Origin of the sequence: Streptomyces koelreuteriae (genome assembly GCF_018604545.1) — a bacterium.
GTDB classification, from domain to species: domain Bacteria; phylum Actinomycetota; class Actinomycetes; order Streptomycetales; family Streptomycetaceae; genus Streptomyces; species Streptomyces koelreuteriae.
The window spans coordinates 3,707,667-3,724,362 of sequence record NZ_CP075896.1 but is presented as its reverse complement, the minus strand read 5'-3'; the positions used below and the strand labels follow the sequence as shown (position 1 = coordinate 3,724,362).

The 16,696-nt window shown below is 70.9% G+C and carries 14 protein-coding genes; 7 read left to right on the top strand and 7 right to left on the bottom strand.

Annotation, left to right across the window (positions count from 1 at the left end):
- Window positions 1-248: 248 nt before the first annotated feature.
- The 3 genes from nth (at window position 249) to KJK29_RS16530 (ending at window position 3,247) form a co-directional block, all read left to right on the top strand.
- Complete coding sequence (nth, locus tag KJK29_RS16540) at window positions 249-1,232, top strand: endonuclease III (protein WP_251057825.1); 984 nt, start codon at window positions 249-251, stop codon at window positions 1,230-1,232.
- A gap of 106 nt (window positions 1,233-1,338) precedes the next feature.
- Window positions 1,339-2,034, top strand: a complete 696-nt coding sequence (locus KJK29_RS16535) for an NUDIX hydrolase (RefSeq protein WP_215119929.1) — start codon at window positions 1,339-1,341, stop codon at window positions 2,032-2,034.
- A 13-nt stretch (window positions 2,035-2,047) separates the two neighbouring features.
- On the top strand, window positions 2,048-3,247 hold the full coding sequence (locus KJK29_RS16530) for a MarP family serine protease (protein WP_215119928.1): 1,200 nt from the start codon (window positions 2,048-2,050) through the stop codon (window positions 3,245-3,247).
- 65 nt (window positions 3,248-3,312) lie between these two features.
- On the opposite strand, the gene KJK29_RS38845 is transcribed toward KJK29_RS16530, so the two are convergent.
- The 5 genes from KJK29_RS38845 to acs all read right to left on the bottom strand — a co-directional run bounded on the left by KJK29_RS38845 (window position 3,313) and on the right by acs (window position 8,673).
- Window positions 3,313-3,495, bottom strand: a complete 183-nt coding sequence (locus KJK29_RS38845; protein ID WP_251057824.1) for a hypothetical protein — start codon at window positions 3,493-3,495, stop codon at window positions 3,313-3,315.
- A gap of 127 nt (window positions 3,496-3,622) precedes the next feature.
- Entirely contained in the window at window positions 3,623-4,564 is a 942-nt protein-coding gene (locus KJK29_RS16525; RefSeq protein ID WP_215119927.1) for an alpha/beta fold hydrolase, read from the bottom strand.
- Window positions 4,561-5,049, bottom strand: a complete 489-nt coding sequence (locus KJK29_RS16520) for a phage holin family protein (RefSeq protein ID WP_215119926.1) — start codon at window positions 5,047-5,049, stop codon at window positions 4,561-4,563. Before KJK29_RS16520 ends, KJK29_RS16525 begins: the two co-directional genes overlap by 4 nt.
- A gap of 41 nt (window positions 5,050-5,090) precedes the next feature.
- Window positions 5,091-6,527 (bottom strand): Na+/H+ antiporter NhaA, encoded by a 1,437-nt coding sequence (nhaA, locus tag KJK29_RS16515; protein ID WP_215119925.1) that lies wholly within the window; start codon window positions 6,525-6,527, stop codon window positions 5,091-5,093.
- Window positions 6,528-6,717: 190 nt separating this feature from the next.
- Window positions 6,718-8,673 carry an acetate--CoA ligase gene (gene acs / locus KJK29_RS16510; RefSeq protein WP_215119924.1) on the bottom strand — a complete coding sequence of 652 codons (1,956 nt, stop codon included), beginning with the start codon at window positions 8,671-8,673 and terminating at the stop codon, window positions 6,718-6,720.
- Window positions 8,674-8,967: 294 nt separating this feature from the next.
- Between acs and KJK29_RS16505 the strand changes: the two genes are divergently transcribed.
- Both KJK29_RS16505 and KJK29_RS16500 read left to right on the top strand, forming a co-directional pair.
- Complete coding sequence (locus tag KJK29_RS16505; protein WP_215119923.1) at window positions 8,968-9,582, top strand: RNA polymerase sigma factor; 615 nt, start codon at window positions 8,968-8,970, stop codon at window positions 9,580-9,582.
- A complete protein-coding gene (locus tag KJK29_RS16500) occupies window positions 9,579-10,247 on the top strand; it encodes a hypothetical protein (RefSeq protein ID WP_215119922.1) in 669 nt (222 codons plus the stop codon). The genes KJK29_RS16505 and KJK29_RS16500 overlap by 4 nt, the downstream gene beginning before the upstream one ends.
- 142 nt (window positions 10,248-10,389) lie before the next feature.
- On the opposite strand, the gene KJK29_RS16495 is transcribed toward KJK29_RS16500, so the two are convergent.
- Window positions 10,390-12,756, bottom strand: a complete 2,367-nt coding sequence (locus KJK29_RS16495) for a bifunctional SulP family inorganic anion transporter/carbonic anhydrase (RefSeq protein WP_215119921.1) — start codon at window positions 12,754-12,756, stop codon at window positions 10,390-10,392.
- Between the two features lie 294 nt (window positions 12,757-13,050).
- Between KJK29_RS16495 and KJK29_RS16490 the strand changes: the two genes are divergently transcribed.
- Together KJK29_RS16490 and KJK29_RS16485 are read left to right on the top strand one after the other, a co-directional pair.
- Window positions 13,051-14,316, top strand: a complete 1,266-nt coding sequence (locus tag KJK29_RS16490) for a polysaccharide deacetylase family protein (RefSeq protein WP_215119920.1) — start codon at window positions 13,051-13,053, stop codon at window positions 14,314-14,316.
- A 60-nt stretch (window positions 14,317-14,376) separates the two neighbouring features.
- Window positions 14,377-15,201 (top strand): Fic family protein, encoded by an 825-nt coding sequence (locus tag KJK29_RS16485; RefSeq protein WP_215119919.1) that lies wholly within the window; start codon window positions 14,377-14,379, stop codon window positions 15,199-15,201.
- A gap of 356 nt (window positions 15,202-15,557) precedes the next feature.
- On the opposite strand, the gene KJK29_RS16480 is transcribed toward KJK29_RS16485, so the two are convergent.
- Window positions 15,558-16,391 (bottom strand): HAD family hydrolase, encoded by an 834-nt coding sequence (locus KJK29_RS16480; protein ID WP_215119918.1) that lies wholly within the window; start codon window positions 16,389-16,391, stop codon window positions 15,558-15,560.
- Window positions 16,392-16,696 lie beyond the last annotated feature (305 nt).

The following is a 16,696-nucleotide window of genomic DNA, read 5'->3' as shown; positions in this document are numbered from 1 at the left end:
GTCCAATTGGGCGCCGATCTTCAGGGCCCGGGGCAGATGTCAGTGCCACGGCTTAGGCTGGCCGGGTGTCCAAATCGCCGGTGAGAGCACAGGCCGAGGGGGCTGCGCGGGTGGTTGTACGTCGCGATTCCGCTGTGGGCGAACAGAGCCCCGATGGCGGTAGGAAAACGGCGAAAGCGACAGAGAGGGCGGCGTCTTCAGGCAAGTCGACGTCGGCCAAGAAGGCTGTCGCCAAGAAGGCCGGGGCCGTGAGCAAGAAGGCCGCCGCGAAGAAGGCGGCACCTGCCGAGAAGGCGTCTGCGAACAAGGCGGCACCCGTGAAGAAGACGGCATCCGTGAAGAAGGCGGCATCCGTGAAGAAGGCGCCTGCCGCCAAGAAGGTCACCGTCGCGCCCAAGAAGGCCACCGCCCGCGTCAAGGGGACCGGCCCCGCAAAGGCCGTCGTCCATCCGCCGGGTGACGAGTCACGCACCGCGCTGGTCCGCAGAGCCCGCCGTATCAACCGCGAGCTCGCCGAGGTCTTCCCCTACGCCCACCCTGAGCTGGACTTCGACAACTCCTTCCAACTGGTCGTCGCCACCGTCCTGTCCGCCCAGACCACCGACCTGCGCGTCAACCAGACGACACCCGCCCTGTTCGCCAAGTACCCCACCCCCGAGGACCTGGCCGCCGCCAACCCGGAGGAGGTGGAGGAGATCCTCCGCCCGTGCGGCTTCTTCCGGGCCAAGACGAAGTCGGTCATAGGGCTGTCCAAGGCCTTGGTGGAGGACTTCGGCGGTGAGGTCCCGGGGCGGTTGGAGGATCTGGTCAAGCTGCCCGGCGTCGGCCGCAAGACCGCGTTCGTCGTGCTCGGCAACGCCTTCGGGCGGCCCGGCATCACCGTGGACACGCACTTCCAGCGTCTGGTGCGCCGCTGGCAGTGGACCGGGGAGACCGACCCGGACAAGATCGAGGCCGACATCGGCGCGCTCTTCCCGAAGAGCGACTGGACGGACCTCTCGCACCACGTGATCTGGCACGGCCGGCGTATCTGCCACGCCCGCAAGCCCGCCTGCGGCGCCTGCCCGATCGCCCCGCTCTGCCCGGCGTTCGGCGAGGGCGAGACCGACCCGGAGAAGGCGAAGAAGCTGCTCAAGTACGAGAAGGGCGGCTTCCCCGGCCAGCGGCTGCGGCCCCCGCAGGCGTATCTGGACGCGGGCGGCAAGCCGGCGCCGCCGCTGGGGGCCGGATGAGCTGCCCGATCAGGGGATCGAGCTGCCCGATCGGGGGATCGCGGCCGTTCGCGGAACGATCTCGGACCCGCCGCGCGTTGGAAGCGGCAGGACGACGGGGGTGGCGATGACGCGTGCGAGCAACACACAGGGCGGGCCTGTGACGCCGAGCAAGGAGGGCCTGCCCGCCTGGCTGGACCCGGTGGTGCGTGCCGTGGAGACGGTCCGGCCGCGGCAGCTCAGCCGCTTCCTGCCCCCGGAGGACGGCGCGGGGCGACAGTCCGCCGTGCTGATCCTGTTCGGGGAGGGCGAGCGCGGGCCCGAGTTGCTGCTCATGGAGCGCGCGAGTTCCCTGCGCTCGCATGCCGGTCAGCCCTCGTTCCCCGGCGGCGCCCTCGACCCGGAGGACGGTGACCCGCAGGGTGACGGCCCGCTGCGGGCCGCCCTGCGCGAGGCGGAGGAGGAGACCGGCCTCGACCCCTCGGGCGTCCAGCTGTTCGGCGTCCTGCCCAGGCTGTACATCCCGGTCAGCGGCTTCGTCGTCACCCCGGTGCTGGGCTGGTGGCGCGAACCGAGCCCGGTCGGCGTCGTCGATCCGAACGAGACCGCCAGGGTCTTCACCGTCCCCGTGGTGGATCTCACGGATCCCGCCCACCGCGCCACCACCGTCCACCCCAGCGGCCACCGAGGTCCGGCATTTCTGGTCGAATCCGCCCTTGTCTGGGGTTTCACGGCCGGAATCATCGACCGGCTGCTGCACTTCGCGGGCTGGGAGCGGCCCTGGGACCGCGAGAAGCAGGTCCCGCTCGACTGGCGCGCATGACAGGGTGGCCTCCGTGAACGTGCTGGACATCTTGTTGCTGGTCGCCGCCGTGTGGTTCGCGGTCGTCGGGTACCGCCAGGGATTCGTCGTCGGCATCCTGTCGGTGATCGGCTTCCTGGGCGGCGGTCTCGTCGCGGTCTACGTACTGCCCGTCATCTGGGACGCGCTCACGGACAACGCGGAGGTGAACACCACCGCCGCCGTCGTCGCGGTCGTCGTCGTCATCGTCTGCGCCTCCGTCGGCCAGGCCCTCACCACCCACCTCGGCAACAAGCTGCGACGGCACATCACCTGGTCCCCGGCCCGGGCTCTCGACGCCACCGGCGGCGCCCTGGTCAACGTCCTGGCGATGCTCCTGGTCGCCTGGCTGATCGGCTCGGCCCTCGCGGGCACCACCCTGCCGACGCTCGGCAAGGAGGTCCGCAACTCCAAGGTGCTGCTGGGCGTCTCCCAGGCCCTGCCGGACCAGGCCGCCACCTGGTTCGCCGACTTCTCCTCCGTCCTCGCGCAGAACGGCTTCCCGCAGGTCTTCAGCCCGTTCTCCAACGAGCCCATCACCGACGTCCGGCCGCCGGACCCCGCCCTCGCGGGCAGCCCGGTGGCGAGCCGCGCCCAGCGCTCCATCGTCAAGGTGATGGGCACGGCCCCGAGCTGCGGCAAGGTCCTGGAGGGCACCGGCTTCGTCTTCTCCGACCGCCGTGTGATGACCAACGCGCATGTGGTGGGCGGCGTCGACGAGCCGACCGTGCAGATAGGCGGCGAGGGCAGGAAGTACGACGCCACGGTCGTCCTCTACGACTGGCGGCGCGACATCGCCGTACTCGACGTGCCGGACCTCGAGGCGCCCGCGCTGCGCTTCTCCACCGAGGACGCGAGCAGCGGGGACGGCGCGATCGTCGCGGGCTTCCCGGAGAACGGGGCGTACGACGTGCGGGCCGCGCGCGTGCGGGGCCGCATCAAGCCCAACGGCCCGGACATCTACCACCGCGACACGGTCCGCCGCGACGTCTACTCCCTCTACGCGACCGTCCGCCAGGGCAACTCCGGCGGCCCGCTGCTCACCCCCGAAGGCAAGGTTTACGGGGTGGTCTTCGCCAAGTCCCTCGACGACGCCGAGACGGGGTACGCGCTGACCGTGGACGAGATCCAGGAGGACATCACCAAGGGGCGCAGCGCCAACCAGCAGGTGGACAGCGACAGCTGCGCGCTCTAGGAGCGGCTGAGCGGCACAGCGGCCTGCGGTGGGGTGGTCGGGGCGTCACTCGCGCGGGTGGCGCCTCAGTCGCGGGTGTGGCGCAGTCGTACGGAGACCCAGCGGGCCCGGCGGCGGAGGATACGCGGGATCCCGACCCGGGGATCCGCGGTCACCATCTGCGGTGCGCCGCTTCTCCGGTGGGGGTTCGAACCGCCCGCCGAGCGGCGATTGCGGCTTGCGTCACTGTAGTCGTGCGTCCAGCCCATACCCCGACCTGTGCCCCCGCCCCATGGTCGATAACCGCTCCCGGGGCGCCCAATTGGCCTATGCGCCGGGCAATTGGCCGTCTCTCGGACAAGCGTTCACGTGCGGATACCGGGCGGGGTCGTCCGGTCACCGATCGGGTTCGGGATCCTTGAGCCAGTTGATGAGCTCCGAGGAGAACGCGACCGGGTCCTCCTCGTGCGGGAAGTGGCCGAGACCGTCGAACAGGCGCCAGCGGTAGGGGGCTTCGACGTACTCGCCGGAGCCGGCCGCGCTGCGCGTGCGCATCACGGGGTCGAGCGAGCCGTGCAGGTGGAGGGTCGGCACGCGCACGGGCCGCTTCATGCGGCGGTTGAACTGGATGCCGTCCGGGCGGGCCAGGGAGCGCACCATCCAGCGGTACGGCTCGACGGCGCAGTGCGCGGCGGAGGGGATGCACATGGCCCGGCGGTAGGTCTCCAGGGCCTCGTCCTCCGGCGGGCGCGGCCCGGACCAGTCCTGGATCAGCTCGGCCACCAGCGCCCCGTCGTCGGCGGTGAGCTGCCGCTCCGGGATCCAGGGCCGCTGGAACCCCCAGATGTGTGAACCGGCGCGCGTCTGCTTGACGTCGCGCAGCATGGCCGAGCGCCAGCGCCGCGGATGCGGCATGGAGGCGACCGCCAGCCGCCGCACCAGCTTGGGGCGCATCGCGGCCGCCGTCCACGCGAGGTATCCGCCCAGGTCGTGGCCGACCAGCGCGGCGTCCGGCTCGCCGAGGGAGCGGATGACGCCGGTGACGTCGAGCGCGAGGTTGGCGGGGTCGTAGCCGCGCGGTGTGCGGTCGCTGCCCCCGACGCCCCGCAGGTCCATGGCGACGGCCCGGAAGCCCGCGTCGGCGAGCGCCGTCAGCTGGTGCCGCCAGGACCACCAGAACTGCGGGAAGCCGTGCAGCAGCAGCACCAGCGGCCCGTCGCCCAGCTCGGCGATGTGGAAGCGGGCGCCGTTGGCGGCGACGTCGCGGTGGCTCCAGGGGCCGTCCAGAAGAACGGCCGAGGCCGGCTGTGCCGAGGGTGGTGTGGCGGGGTCCGTCATGACGACGAGCGTGCCACAGGCTCGAGGGCCTCGTGGACCCGGTCCTGCGGCAGCTCCGGACGCGGGTGCGGCTTGGCCTTCTGCAGGACGACCGCGGTCTCCTTCATCGAGGCGGCGACCTTCTGCGGGCCCTTGCTCTTCTTGGCTTTCTTCGCGAAGGTCACGCCGATCAGCGCCAGCACGACCGCGACCAGCACGTTCGCCGCGAAGGACAGCAGGAAGCAGATCGCGAGGTTCCAGTGGCTCCAGGTGCGGATGCCGTACGCCAGCGCGAAGTTCAGCATCGGCAGGGAGAAGATCAGCACCGCGCCGGCGGCCGAGAAGGCGCCGCCGCTGGTCGCGCCGCGTTTGACGTCCTGCTTGAGCTGCGCCTTCGCCAGCGCGATCTCGTCGTGCACCAGCGCCGACATTTCCGCCGTCGCCGAGGCGAACAGCTGGCCGATGCTGCGTTCGGCGCCGACCGGGCTGCCGTCGGGTGCGCTCATCGCGGTCTCTCCCTCTCCGTCTTTTGTACCGTCTCGTCAGATCATGCCGGACCGTCGTGGTCCTCGCCTGCCCCGCCCGGTACTTCGGCAAGCTCGTGGCGCGCTGCTGCCTTCTCCTGGGCGATCCGGCGGTGTTCCGCGGCCTTGGCCTCGTAGCGGGCGGCCAGGCGCAGGTGGTACGCCGGGTCGTCCTCCTCGTAGATGTCGGGGATGCCGTCGAGGTCTTCGTCGCGCTCCTCGTCCTCCCACAGACGGCGGTACTTGGCGTTCCGTATCTTCAGCAGGACGGTCGCCAGGATCGCGGCGATGAGGGAGCCCAGCAGGACGGCGGCCTTGACCTCGTTCGTCATCGTCTCGTCGCCGGCGAAGGCGAGTTCGCCGATGAGCAGCGAGACCGTGAAGCCGATGCCGGCGAGGCTCGCCACCGCGAACACGTCCGCCCAGGCGAGATCGTCGCTGAGCGAGGCCCGGGTGAAACGGGCCGTCAGCCAGGTCCCGCCGAAGATGCCGAGCGCCTTGCCGACGACCAGCCCGAGGACGACACCGAGGGTCTCCGGCGAGGCGAACACGTCCGCGAGCGCTCCGCCGGAGACGGAGACGCCGGCGCTGAACAGCGCGAACAGCGGTACGACCAGGCCCGCCGACAGGGGGCGCACGAGGTGCTCGATGTGCTCGCCGGGGGAGTGGCTCTCGCCCTCCTTGCGGTGGCAGCGCAGCATCAGGCCCATGGCGACGCCGGCGACGGTGGCGTGGACGCCGCTGTTGTACATCAGCGCCCAGACGACGAGCGCGAGCGGCACGTACACGTACCAGCCGCGTACGCCCTTGCGCAGCAGCAGCCAGAAGACGCCCAGGCCCACCACGGCGCCGCCGAGCGCGGCGAAGTTCAGGTCGGCGGTGAAGAAGACGGCGATGATCAGGATCGCGAAGAGGTCGTCGACGACGGCGAGCGTGAGCAGGAAGGCCCGCAGCGCGCTCGGCAGGGAGGTGCCGATGACCGCGAGCACGGCGAGCGCGAAGGCGATGTCGGTGGCGGTCGGCACGGCCCACCCGGCCAGGGAGCCGCCGCCGGTGACGTTGGTGACGGTGTAGACGAGCGCCGGTACGGCCATGCCGCACAGGGCGGCGACGACCGGGAGCGCGGCGGCCTTGGGGTCGCGCAGGTCGCCCGCGACGAGCTCGCGCTTGAGTTCGATCCCGGCGACGAAGAAGAAGATCGCCAGCAGCCCGTCGGCGGCCCAGTGCGCGAGGGAAAGGTCGAGCCCGAGCGCGGCGGGGCCCAGCTTGAAATGGGCGACGCTCCCGTAGCTGTCGCCCAGCGCCGGGATGTTCGCCCAGAGCAGTGCGGTGACCGCGGCGGCGAGCAGCAGGACACCGCCGACGGTCTCGGTGCGCAGCGCGTCCGCCACGTAGGTCCGTTCGGGCAGCGACAGCCGTCCGAGGACCTTGCGGGGTGTGGAGGAGCGGGGCGCGGTCACGGGGGGACCTCCGGTTTCTGGGCAGGACGCGACTACCTGCCGACCAGACTTCCCGGCACCCCTATGAGCTGCGTTTTGTTTAGCTTACCTAAGTGTGCGGTGGGGTGCACGGAGTGGCCTTCATCATGCCGCGAGGGGCACCCGCAGCGCGTGGCTGCCGGGTGCCCCTCGTCCGTTCCGGTATCCGGACTCAGTCCTCGCTGGGTGCGGCGGGCAGCTTGGACTGGATGAGGTCCATGACCGTGGAGTCGGTCAGCGTGGTCACGTCACCGAGCTGGCGGTTCTCCGCGACGTCCCGCAGCAGACGGCGCATGATCTTGCCGGAGCGGGTCTTGGGCAGCTCGGCCACCGGCAGGACCCGCTTGGGCTTGGCGATCGGGCCGAGGGTGTTGCCGACGTGGTTGCGCAGCTCGGCGACCAGGTCCTCGGTCTCGGCGGCCGTACCGCGCAGGATCACGAACGCGACGATCGCCTGCCCGGTCGTCTCGTCCGCCGCGCCGACCACGGCGGCCTCGGCGACCGTCGGGTGGGAGACGAGCGCGGACTCGACCTCGGTGGTGGAGATGTTGTGCCCCGAGACGAGCATGACGTCGTCGACCCGGCCGAGCAGCCAGATGTCGCCGTCGTCGTCCTTCTTGGCGCCGTCACCGGCGAAGTACTTGCCCTCGAAGCGCGACCAGTACGTGTCGATGAACCGCTGGTCGTCGCCCCAGATGGTGCGCAGCATCGACGGCCACGGCTCGGTGAGGACCAGGTAGCCGCCACCGCCGTCGGGCACCTCGCGCGCCTCGTCGTCGACGACCGTCGCGGAGATGCCGGGCAGCGGCGTCTGCGCGGAACCGGGCTTCGTCGCGGTCACGCCCGGCAGCGGGGTGATCATCATCGAGCCGGTCTCGGTCTGCCACCAGGTGTCCACGATCGGGGTGCGGTCGCCGCCGATGTTCTTGCGGTACCAGATCCACGCCTCGGGGTTGATCGGCTCGCCCACCGAGCCCAGCACGCGGAGGCTGGACAGGTCGAACTTGGCGGGGATGTCGTCGCCCCACTTCATGAACGTACGGATCGCGGTCGGCGCGGTGTAGAGGATCGTCACGCCGTACTTCTGCACGATCTCCCAGAAGCGGCCCTGGTGCGGGGTGTCGGGCGTGCCCTCGTACATGACCTGGGTGGCGCCGTTGGCGAGCGGGCCGTAGACGATGTACGAGTGGCCGGTGACCCAGCCGACGTCGGCCGTGCACCAGTACACGTCCGTCTCCGGCTTGAGGTCGAAGACGGCGTGGTGGGTGTAGGCGGTCTGCGTGAGGTAGCCGCCCGAGGTGTGCAGGATGCCCTTCGGCTTACCCGTGGTGCCCGAGGTGTAGAGGATGAACAGCGGGTGCTCGGCGTTGAAGGCCTGCGGGGCGTGCTCGGCGCTCTGCCGCTCCACGACCTCGTGCCACCACACGTCGCGGCCCTCGGTGAAGGCGACCTCCTGGCCCGTGCGGCGCACGACCAGCACGTGCTCGACGATGCCCGCCTTCTCGACGGCCTCGTCCACGGCCGGCTTGAGCGCGGAGGGCTTGCCGCGCCGGTAGCCGCCGTCGGAGGTGATGACCACGCGCGCGTCGGCGTCCTGGATGCGGGTGGCGAGCGCGTCGGAGGAGAAGCCGCCGAAGACGACCGAGTGGGCGGCGCCGATCCGGGCGCAGGCCAGCATCGCGACCGCGGTCTCGGGGATCATCGGCATGTAGACGGCGACCCGGTCACCGGCCTGAACTCCCAGCTCCAGCAGGGCGTTGGCGGCCTTGGAGACCTCGTCCTTGAGCTCGGCGTAGGTGATCGCGCGGCTGTCGCCGGGCTCGCCCTCGAAGTGGATGGCGACCCGGTCGCCGAGCCCGGCCTCCACATGCCGGTCGACGCAGTTGTAGGCGACGTTGAGCTCGCCGTCCTTGAACCACTTGGCGAACGGCGGGTTCGACCAGTCGAGCGTCTCGGTGGGCTCCTTGGCCCAGGTCAGCCGGCGGGCCTGCTCGGCCCAGAAGCCGAGCCTGTCAGCCTTGGCCTGCTCATACGCCTCCGCGGTGACGTTGGCGCCTGCGGCCAGGTCGGCGGGGGGTGCGAACCTGCGCTCTTCCTTGAGCAGGTTGGCCAGGCTTTCGTTGCTCACGGCATCTGCCTTTCCCAGGGTGTCCGTTGTGTCCCAGGCCACAGCTCATCAGACCCGGGGGTGCGATGACAAGGGCCGACCGTCGATTGGTTTAGACCTCTTGGCGGGTCGGTTTCTACGGCGGGGGTCATCCGTACCCACGGACGCCGACCAGGCCGGGTTCATCCTCTGTAACGCCTCTCACAGTCCGGCCCAACTACAGGTGAAGGCACACCGAGAGAAACCGAGAGAACCGCGTGACCGAGAGAACCGCGTGACCGAGAGAACCGCGAGTCCGAGAGAGAGGACAGCCGAGTGGACGGCATACGGGGCGGGCCCGCGGCGGCGGCCCACGACCCTCAGCTCTTCGAAGAGTTCTACCGGCGCCACGTGGACGCCGTGACGTCTTTCGTGGCCCGGCGTGTCCCCGACGTCCACACGGTGGCGGACCTGACCGCCGAGGTCTTCCTCGCCGCGCTCGACTCCGCCCACACCTACCGCCCCGGCCGGGGCGACGAGCGGGCCTGGCTGTACGGCATCGCACGCAACATCGTCTCCTCCGAGCGCCGTCGGGCCGCTCGTGAGACGGCCCGCGACCGCCGTATCTCGGGGCGGAGGTTGCTGGAGCCCGACGACATCGCGCGGCTCGAGGACAAGCTCGACGCCGAGAGTCCGGGGCGCCGGGCGCTGGCCGCCCTGGAGCGACTGCCGGAGGGTGAGCGGGCCGTCGTCGAACTCGTCGTCGTGGACCAGCTCACGGTGACCGAGGCCGCCGCCGCGCTCGGCATCCGTCAGGTCACGGCCCGGGTGCGGCTCCACCGGGCCCGCAAGGCCCTGCGGGCGGAGGCGGATCCGGTGCCGGAGGCCCCGCCCGGCGCATCCCTGTCGTACGTCACCGGCGGAGCCGGAGAATCCGGAGGAGAGGCATGACCACGAAGACCACGTTCGAGGACCGGCTGCTGGCCGAGCTGCAGCGCGAGATCGAGGTACGCGGGGCCGGCGGTCCCGCCGGGGCGGTCACCGGTCCCGCCGAAGCGGTCACCGGACCCGCCGGGGCGGTCGCCGCGCGACGCTCCCCGTTCGCGGCGGTGCTCACGGGGCGGCGGCTCGCCCTGGCCGCGGGCGCCTGCGCCGTGACCGGGCTGGTGCTGGTGCTCGTGCCGGGCTCACCGGGCGAGTCCCCGGCCTACGCGGTGGAGCGGCATGGCGACGGCAGCGTCACGCTCACCCTCACGGAGATCGAGATAGGTCCGGACGCCCAGCGTCGACTGGCCGAACGCCTGCGGGCCGAGGGCATTCACGTGACCATCGACAACCTCTCCTTCGGTCAGTCCTGCAAGCAGCCGCGCGGCAAGGTGCTGGACAGCAGCGTGGTGCGGGCATTCATCGGCGACAAGCCGTACGAGGGCGGCTCCGTGCCCGCCGAGCCGACCGACCCGGCCTTCCACCGGAACTGGCAGGTCACCCTCCGCCCCGGAGACTCCGTGGGCATGGAGAACACCAGCCGCAAAGATGGCAAACCCGGGCGCAGCTCCGAGTCGTTCTACGCGTTCAAGGGCAAGATCGCGCCTTGCGAGCCGGAGTCTCTGGGCTGAGGGCTGAGGACGCCGGCAGGCGGTGGGTGGCGGGCGGCGCACGGGGGTCGCCTGCCCACCTTCGCCCGACCCCGCTCCGGACAGGGGCCGTCGGGTGCGGACCGCCGCATCTCCCGGCTGCCGTGGGGACGGAGCCCCGCGCTCACGCCGGCAGGTCCGCCTCCCGCACGCGGTCGAAGACGCCGCCGTCCGGCTCGGTGAGCAGGTACGCCTCGGCCTCGCCCACATGGAAGTACATGCCGTGCAGCTCCAGTTCGCCCTCCTTCAGGGCGCGGGCGACCGAGTCGTAGGCGCGCAGATGCTCCAACTGCTGGACCACGTTGGTCAGGCAGAGCTGCTCGACCGCGCCCTCGGGCGGCCGTCCGGCCAGCCTGCCCCACGGCGGGCTGTCGTCGGTCACGCGCTCCAGGCTGGGCAGCCCGTGCCGCAGCCAGCGCTCGAGCGGGGTCCGGGTGCCGCCGGGTTCGGAGCTGAGCAGCGCCTGCATGGCTCCGCACCCGGAGTGCCCGCACACCGTGATGGACCGCACCTTCAGCACCTCCACCGCGTACTCGATCGCGGCGGCCACCGAGTCGTCGCCGCTCTCCTCGCCGGGCAGCGGCACGAGATTGCCCACGTTGCGCACGACGAACAGGTCGCCCGGACCGCTGGAGGTGATCATCGAGGTGACCAGTCGTGAGTCGGCGCAGGTCAGGAAGAGCTGCGAAGGGCGCTGCCCCTCGCGCGCCAGCCGGGCCAGTTCACTGCGCACCAGGGGTGCGGTGTTGCGCTGGAACGCGCTGATGCCACGCGCCAGTTCGTGCCCGCTGGCTCCGCCGGGGCCCGCCGGGTCCGGCTCGGGGCGGTCCGTCCCGTCCGGGGCGTGCTCGGAGTGGGGCACGGACCCGGGGCGGTCGCACTGGTGGTTGCGCCAAGGCGTCCAGGGCCGGCAACGGCAGTCGGTGAGGGCCTGGGGCTCGGAGACACGGGTGCCGGGATGACGTCCGGCGACCTCCACGCTGCCGCCCTGCGCGGTGTGCGTCTTCTGCCAGTCCTGCAAGGTCTCGTACGCCGCGTGGTCCATGAACGAACCGTCCAACTCGACGACGGCGTCGGCACCGTGGGGTACGAGATGCAGGGTCCGGCTGAGCCGTGGCACCGCGAGGAACGTCAACTGTCCTCTGACGTGTACGTGATGGACTCCTTCCGTCTCGTTGTGCGTGATGCGGGTGCGGGTGAGGCGGTGCAGGGCGACGCCGACGGCCATGGCGATGCCCAGCGCCACGCCCTCCAGGACGCCGAGGGACACGACGCCCAGGGTGGTGACGGCGTAGACCCACACTTCCCGGTGGCGAGTCACCGTGCGGATGTGGTTCAGGGACACCATCTGGATGCCGACGGCCATCACCAGGGCGGCGAGCGAGGCGAGCGGGATGAGCTCCAGGAGCGGGACCATCAGCAGGGCGGCGATCACTACGAGAACGCCGTGCAGCATCGTGGAGTTCCGGCTGACCGCACCCGCGTGCACATTCGCCGAACTCCGCACGGCCACACCGGCGATGGGCAGCCCGCCGAGCGAGCCGGAGACGATGTTCGCGGCGCCCTGTCCGAGCAGTTCGCGGTCGAGGTTGGAGCGCCCGACCCGGGTCGACAGGCCGGGACGTCCGGCGACCAGCTTGTCCACGGCGACCGCGCCGAGCAGCGACTGCACGCTGCACACCAGCGTGGTGGTGAGCACGGCGGCGACGAGGCCGAGCACGGGGCCCTCGGGCAGCCCGGCCAGGGCGTGGTTGCTCCAGGACGGCAGGTCGACCTTGGGCAGGCGCAGACCGGCGAGGGCGGCGGCCGCGGTGGCTCCGGCCACGGCGACGAGCGCGGCCGGGATCTTGCGCAGCAGGCGTCCGGCCCGGCCGGGCAGTCTCGGCCAGAGCAGCAGCAGGGCCAGGGTCAGCGCGCTCACCGACACGGCCGCGGGGCGCATCTGTGCCAACTGGGCGGGCAGCGCGGCGAGGTTGTCGGGCACGGAGCTCTGCGGTGTGCCGCCGAGCACGATGTGCAGCTGCGCCACGGCGATGGTGACGCCGATGCCGGCGAGCATGCCGTGCACGATGGCGGGGCTGACGGCGAGGGCGCCGCGGGCCACGCGCAGGCATCCCAGACCGAGTTGGGCGAGGCCGGCGAGGACGGTGATGGCGCAGGTCGTCCGCCAGCCGTAGCGCAGGATGAGGTCGGCGGTGACGACCGTGAGGCCGGCGGCGGGGCCGCTCACCTGGAGCGCGGAGCCGCCGAGCCGTCCGGCGACGAGTCCGCCCACGGCGGCGGCGACGAGGCCGGCCTGCAGGGGGGCGCCGGTGGCGAGGGCGATGCCCAGGGACAGGGGCAGGGCGATCAGGAAGACCGCGATCGAGGCCGACACGTCGGCACCCGCGATCCGGAAACGGCGGGGGCCGGTCGGCGGCGGGCTGTGGGGCGGGTGGGTGCGCTCGGTCCTGTTCGGGTCGGCGGCGCGTGTGGGGACGCAGGCAGACATTGTTTCCCGTCTCCTCCGGGGCTGCGCGGTCGCGTAAGGGGGGCTCCCGCTCGGGGCGGGGGTCGGTCGCGGCCGTAGGTCACGGCGTAAATCGGCGGGATGAATCAACGCTCGGTAAACGGATCGTAATGCAGAGTAAAGGGCGGGCATAGACTTTACGGGCAAATGGGCGAATAAATCACCCCGACGAGTGAAGTGGCCATTTGATCGGCTTGTCGTACTAATTCCTTCTCGGTCCCGTGCGAATTTGGCGGCGCTGTCGGCACCCGAGAGAAGGAAGAAGGTGGGCGACACATGGCCGCCACTTACAGGATCGCCGCGGGCTCCGTGATCGCCGCGGTCTGCGCCGCATCGCTCGCCGGTTGCTCGACCGGCACCTCCCGGCACGAAGACCCCGAACCGCGGAAGGCGAAGCCGGCCCAGGCGCCGAAGAGCGCGGTCCGGCTGATCGGAGACGGCTCCACCGCCTACACCGGCGCCCAGCCCCACCTGCCCAGGCCCGAACGGCTGCGGCCCGGCCAGAAGCCCCCGCAGTTCGTCGTCTTCTCCTGGGACGGCGCGGGCGAGGACAGCCAGAAGCTGTTCTCCCACTTCCGCGAGGTCGCCAAGGCCAACAACGCGACGATGACGTACTTCCTGAGCGGCGTGTACATGCTGCCGGACGAGAAACGCGACCTCTACCGGCCGCCGCAGCACTCCCCGGGCCGCTCCGACATCGGCTTCAACGACCGCCGCGGCATCGCCGCCACCGCGAAGCAACTGCGCCTGGCGTGGCTGGAGGGCAACGAGATCGGCACGCACTTCAACGGCCACTTCTGCGGCAGCGGCGGCGGGGTCGGCGAGTGGTCGGTGGAGGACTGGAAGGACGAGATCGCCCAGGCCAAGCAGTTCGTGAAGTCCTGGAAGACCAACACCGGCCTGCGGAACGCCTCTCCGCTGCCCTTCGACTACGACAAGGAGCTCATCGGCGCCCGCACACCCTGCCTCGAAGGCCAGCGGAACTTCATGCGGGCCGCCCGCGAACTGGGCTTCCGCTACGACACCAGCGGCGTCAACGACCAGGTCTGGCCCAAGCGGAAGCAGGGCCTGTGGGACGTGTCCATGCAGCTCGTGCCCTTCCCCGGGCACTCCTACGAGCAGCTCACCATGGACTACAACTTCATGGTCAACCAGTCGGGCACCACCACCCAGGGCGACCCCGACAAGTTCGAATTCTGGGGCGACCAGATGCGCGACGGCCTGCTCAAGGGCTTCTCCCGGGCGTACGACGGCAACCGCGCGCCCTTGATCATCGGCAACCACTTCGAGTCCTGGAACGGCGGCACCTACATGCGGGCCGTCGAGGAGGTCATCGAGGAGGTGTGCACCAAGGAAGAGGTGCGCTGCGTCTCGTTCCGCCGGCTCGTGGACTGGCTGGACGCCCAGGACCCGGCGACGCTGGAGAAACTGCGCTCCCTGAAGGTCGGCGAGAAGCCGAAGCAGGGCTGGGCGTCCTTCCTCGCGGGTGACCCCGCCCCGGCCCCGAAGGGCGTGCCCGGGGCTCCGGCGGCGAAGCGGTAGCGCAGTGAGGAAGGCCACTCCGCCATGGGGAGGGCTCCCGGGGTGCGTAGGGTCGTACTCATGAGTACAGCAGGTGCGGCCGCCGATCCCCTTGCGACCCTGGGGGCGCTGCCCGGTGTGGCCGAGTCCGTGGAGTCCGTGCGCAAGGCCGTGGACCGGGTCTACGGGCACCGGATCATGCGGCGGCGCAGCAACGCGGTCACCTCCGAGGCGGCCCTGCGCGGCGCCCGCGGCTCGGCGGCGCTGTCCGGCGCGGACTGGGCCCTGGAGGAGGTGCGCCGCCGTACGGACTTCAGCGGTGACGACGAGGCGCACACCGTGGGGGCCGCGCTGCGGCTCACCGCCGAGGCGGGCCAGTTGCTGTCGATCTGGCGGCAGTCACCCCTGAGGGTGCTGGCCCGGCTGCACCTGGTCGCGGCCGCCGGCCAGGACGACCAGGTGGGACGGCCCCGGCAGGCGGGCGAGCCGGTCGACGAGCCGCTCGTCGCGCTGCCGCTGCCGAGCGCGGCCGAGGCGCACGGCCGGCTGGAGGGGCTCGCCGGGCTGATCATCGCGGGCGGCACCGCACCCGCGCTGGTGACGGCCGCCGTCGTGCACGGCGAACTCCTCGCGCTGCGCCCCTTCACCTCCCACAACGGCCTGGTCGCACGTACGGCCGAGCGCATCGTCCTGGTCGGCAGCGGCCTGGACCCGAAGTCGGTCTGCCCGGCCGAGGTCGGCCACGCCGAACTGGGCCGCGGCGCCTATCTGGAAGCCCTCGACGGGTACGTCTCCGGTACGCCGGAGGGTGTGGCCGCCTGGATCGCCCACTGCGGCAGGGCCGTCGAACTGGGGGCGCGCGAATCGACGGCGGTGTGCGAGGCGCTGCAGCGCGGAGCGGCGTGACACGCGTCCCCAAAGCCCGGAACCGGAGGGGCCGGAAAGATATGCGGCGGTACGAGAAACTCGTACCGCCGCTGGCATGAGCACCGGGTTACCAAGCGTCCTCGATATATGCCCATCAGGTCGGGAACTTTGCCCGTCCCTGGTGCGGCTGGCCCGTATTCGACGGGTCGACGTCGCGTGGGTGCCTGGTGTTCATGCGCGGTCCGTGGGGCCAAATGCGTATTTAAGGTGATCCTCTCGGATGTCCTTGGTCTCGCGGGCCGTTGAGTCCTTTGTACTCCTGCCCCGCAGCAAGCGGAAGTCCAGGCTGTACTTCTTTACTTTTGCGTTCAAACAGGACTTCTGGTCGTCCCGGGTCAGGCGACCGTCGCCCGGCGCCGGTTCGCGTACCAGACGAGTCCCGCGGTGGCCGCAGCGGCACCTATCGCGGCGACCGCGACGAGCGCCGGGCGCGGCGGTACGGAGAACGCGGGGATGCGCTGCTTGAGCCGGACGGGGCGGTGGAAGTCCAGGATCGGCCACTCGCGCGTGAGGGCCTCGCGGCGCAGCGCGCGGTCCGGGTTGACGGCATGGGGGTTGCCGACGGACTCCAGCATCGGGACGTCGGTCGCCGAGTCGCTGTAGGCGTAGCAGCGGCTGAGGTCGTAGCCCTCGGACGCGGCCAGCTCCCTGATGGCCTCGGCCTTGGTCGGGCCGTACGCGTAGTACTCCACCTCGCCGGTGAAGCAGCCGTCGTCGCCCACGACCATGCGGGTCGCCACCACGCGGTCCGCGCCGAGGAGTTCACCGATCGGCTCGACCACCTCCGCGCCCGATGTGGACACGATCACGACGTCGCGGCCGGCGGTGTGGTGCTCCTCGATGAGGGAGGCGGCCTCGTCGTAGATGATCGGGTCGATCAGATCGTGCAGCGTCTCGGCGACGATCTCCTTCACCTGCTGCACGTTCCAGCCGCGGCACAGCGCGGACAAGTAGGCGCGCATACGCTCCATCTGGTCGTGGTCGGCGCCGCCGGCCAGGAAGACGAACTGGGCATATGCGGTGCGCAAGACAGCCCTGCGGTTGATCAGACCGCCTTGGTAGAACGACTTGCTGAAGGTGAGCGTGCTCGACTTCGCAATGACCGTCTTGTCCAGATCAAAGAAGGCCGCTGTGCGGGGCAAGGAGTGGTTTTCCACGCCCCCGAGCATAGGGGCAGCCCATTCGGCGTAAGGTGGGGCGCGTGGGTTTGCCTGAGAGGGCTCTCGGGTACACCATGGAAGTCACGGATCGTTCGCGACCGTGCTAACCCGGCCCGACTCCTCCCCCCCCGAGTCGGCCGTGGGGACGACCCCCGCTCTCCCCCCCGGCGGGGGTCGTCGCATGTCCGGGTGGGTTTTCTCCCTCTTTCAACGGTCTGATCGCCGTTCTGCTGTGGCCCTGGTGGCGATGTTGTCATGCGCATGACTCATCACGTTGTGTAGCCGTCGGACTGCTCTGTGGAAGTCGCACAGAG

Coding starts and splice junctions, on each gene's coding strand:
- KJK29_RS16500 (WP_215119922.1), top strand. CDS start 9,579: ATGACCACGAAGACCACGTTCGAGGACCGGCTGCTGGCCGAGCTGCAG.
- KJK29_RS16525 (WP_215119927.1), bottom strand. CDS start 4,564: ATGACGGACCCCGCCACACCACCCTCGGCACAGCCGGCCTCGGCCGTT.
- KJK29_RS16480 (WP_215119918.1), bottom strand. CDS start 16,391: ATGCTCGGGGGCGTGGAAAACCACTCCTTGCCCCGCACAGCGGCCTTC.
- KJK29_RS38845 (WP_251057824.1), bottom strand. CDS start 3,495: ATGGGCTGGACGCACGACTACAGTGACGCAAGCCGCAATCGCCGCTCG.
- KJK29_RS16535 (WP_215119929.1), top strand. CDS start 1,339: ATGACGCGTGCGAGCAACACACAGGGCGGGCCTGTGACGCCGAGCAAG.
- KJK29_RS16490 (WP_215119920.1), top strand. CDS start 13,051: ATGGCCGCCACTTACAGGATCGCCGCGGGCTCCGTGATCGCCGCGGTC.
- KJK29_RS16485 (WP_215119919.1), top strand. CDS start 14,377: ATGAGTACAGCAGGTGCGGCCGCCGATCCCCTTGCGACCCTGGGGGCG.
- KJK29_RS16520 (WP_215119926.1), bottom strand. CDS start 5,049: ATGAGCGCACCCGACGGCAGCCCGGTCGGCGCCGAACGCAGCATCGGC.
- KJK29_RS16495 (WP_215119921.1), bottom strand. CDS start 12,756: ATGTCTGCCTGCGTCCCCACACGCGCCGCCGACCCGAACAGGACCGAG.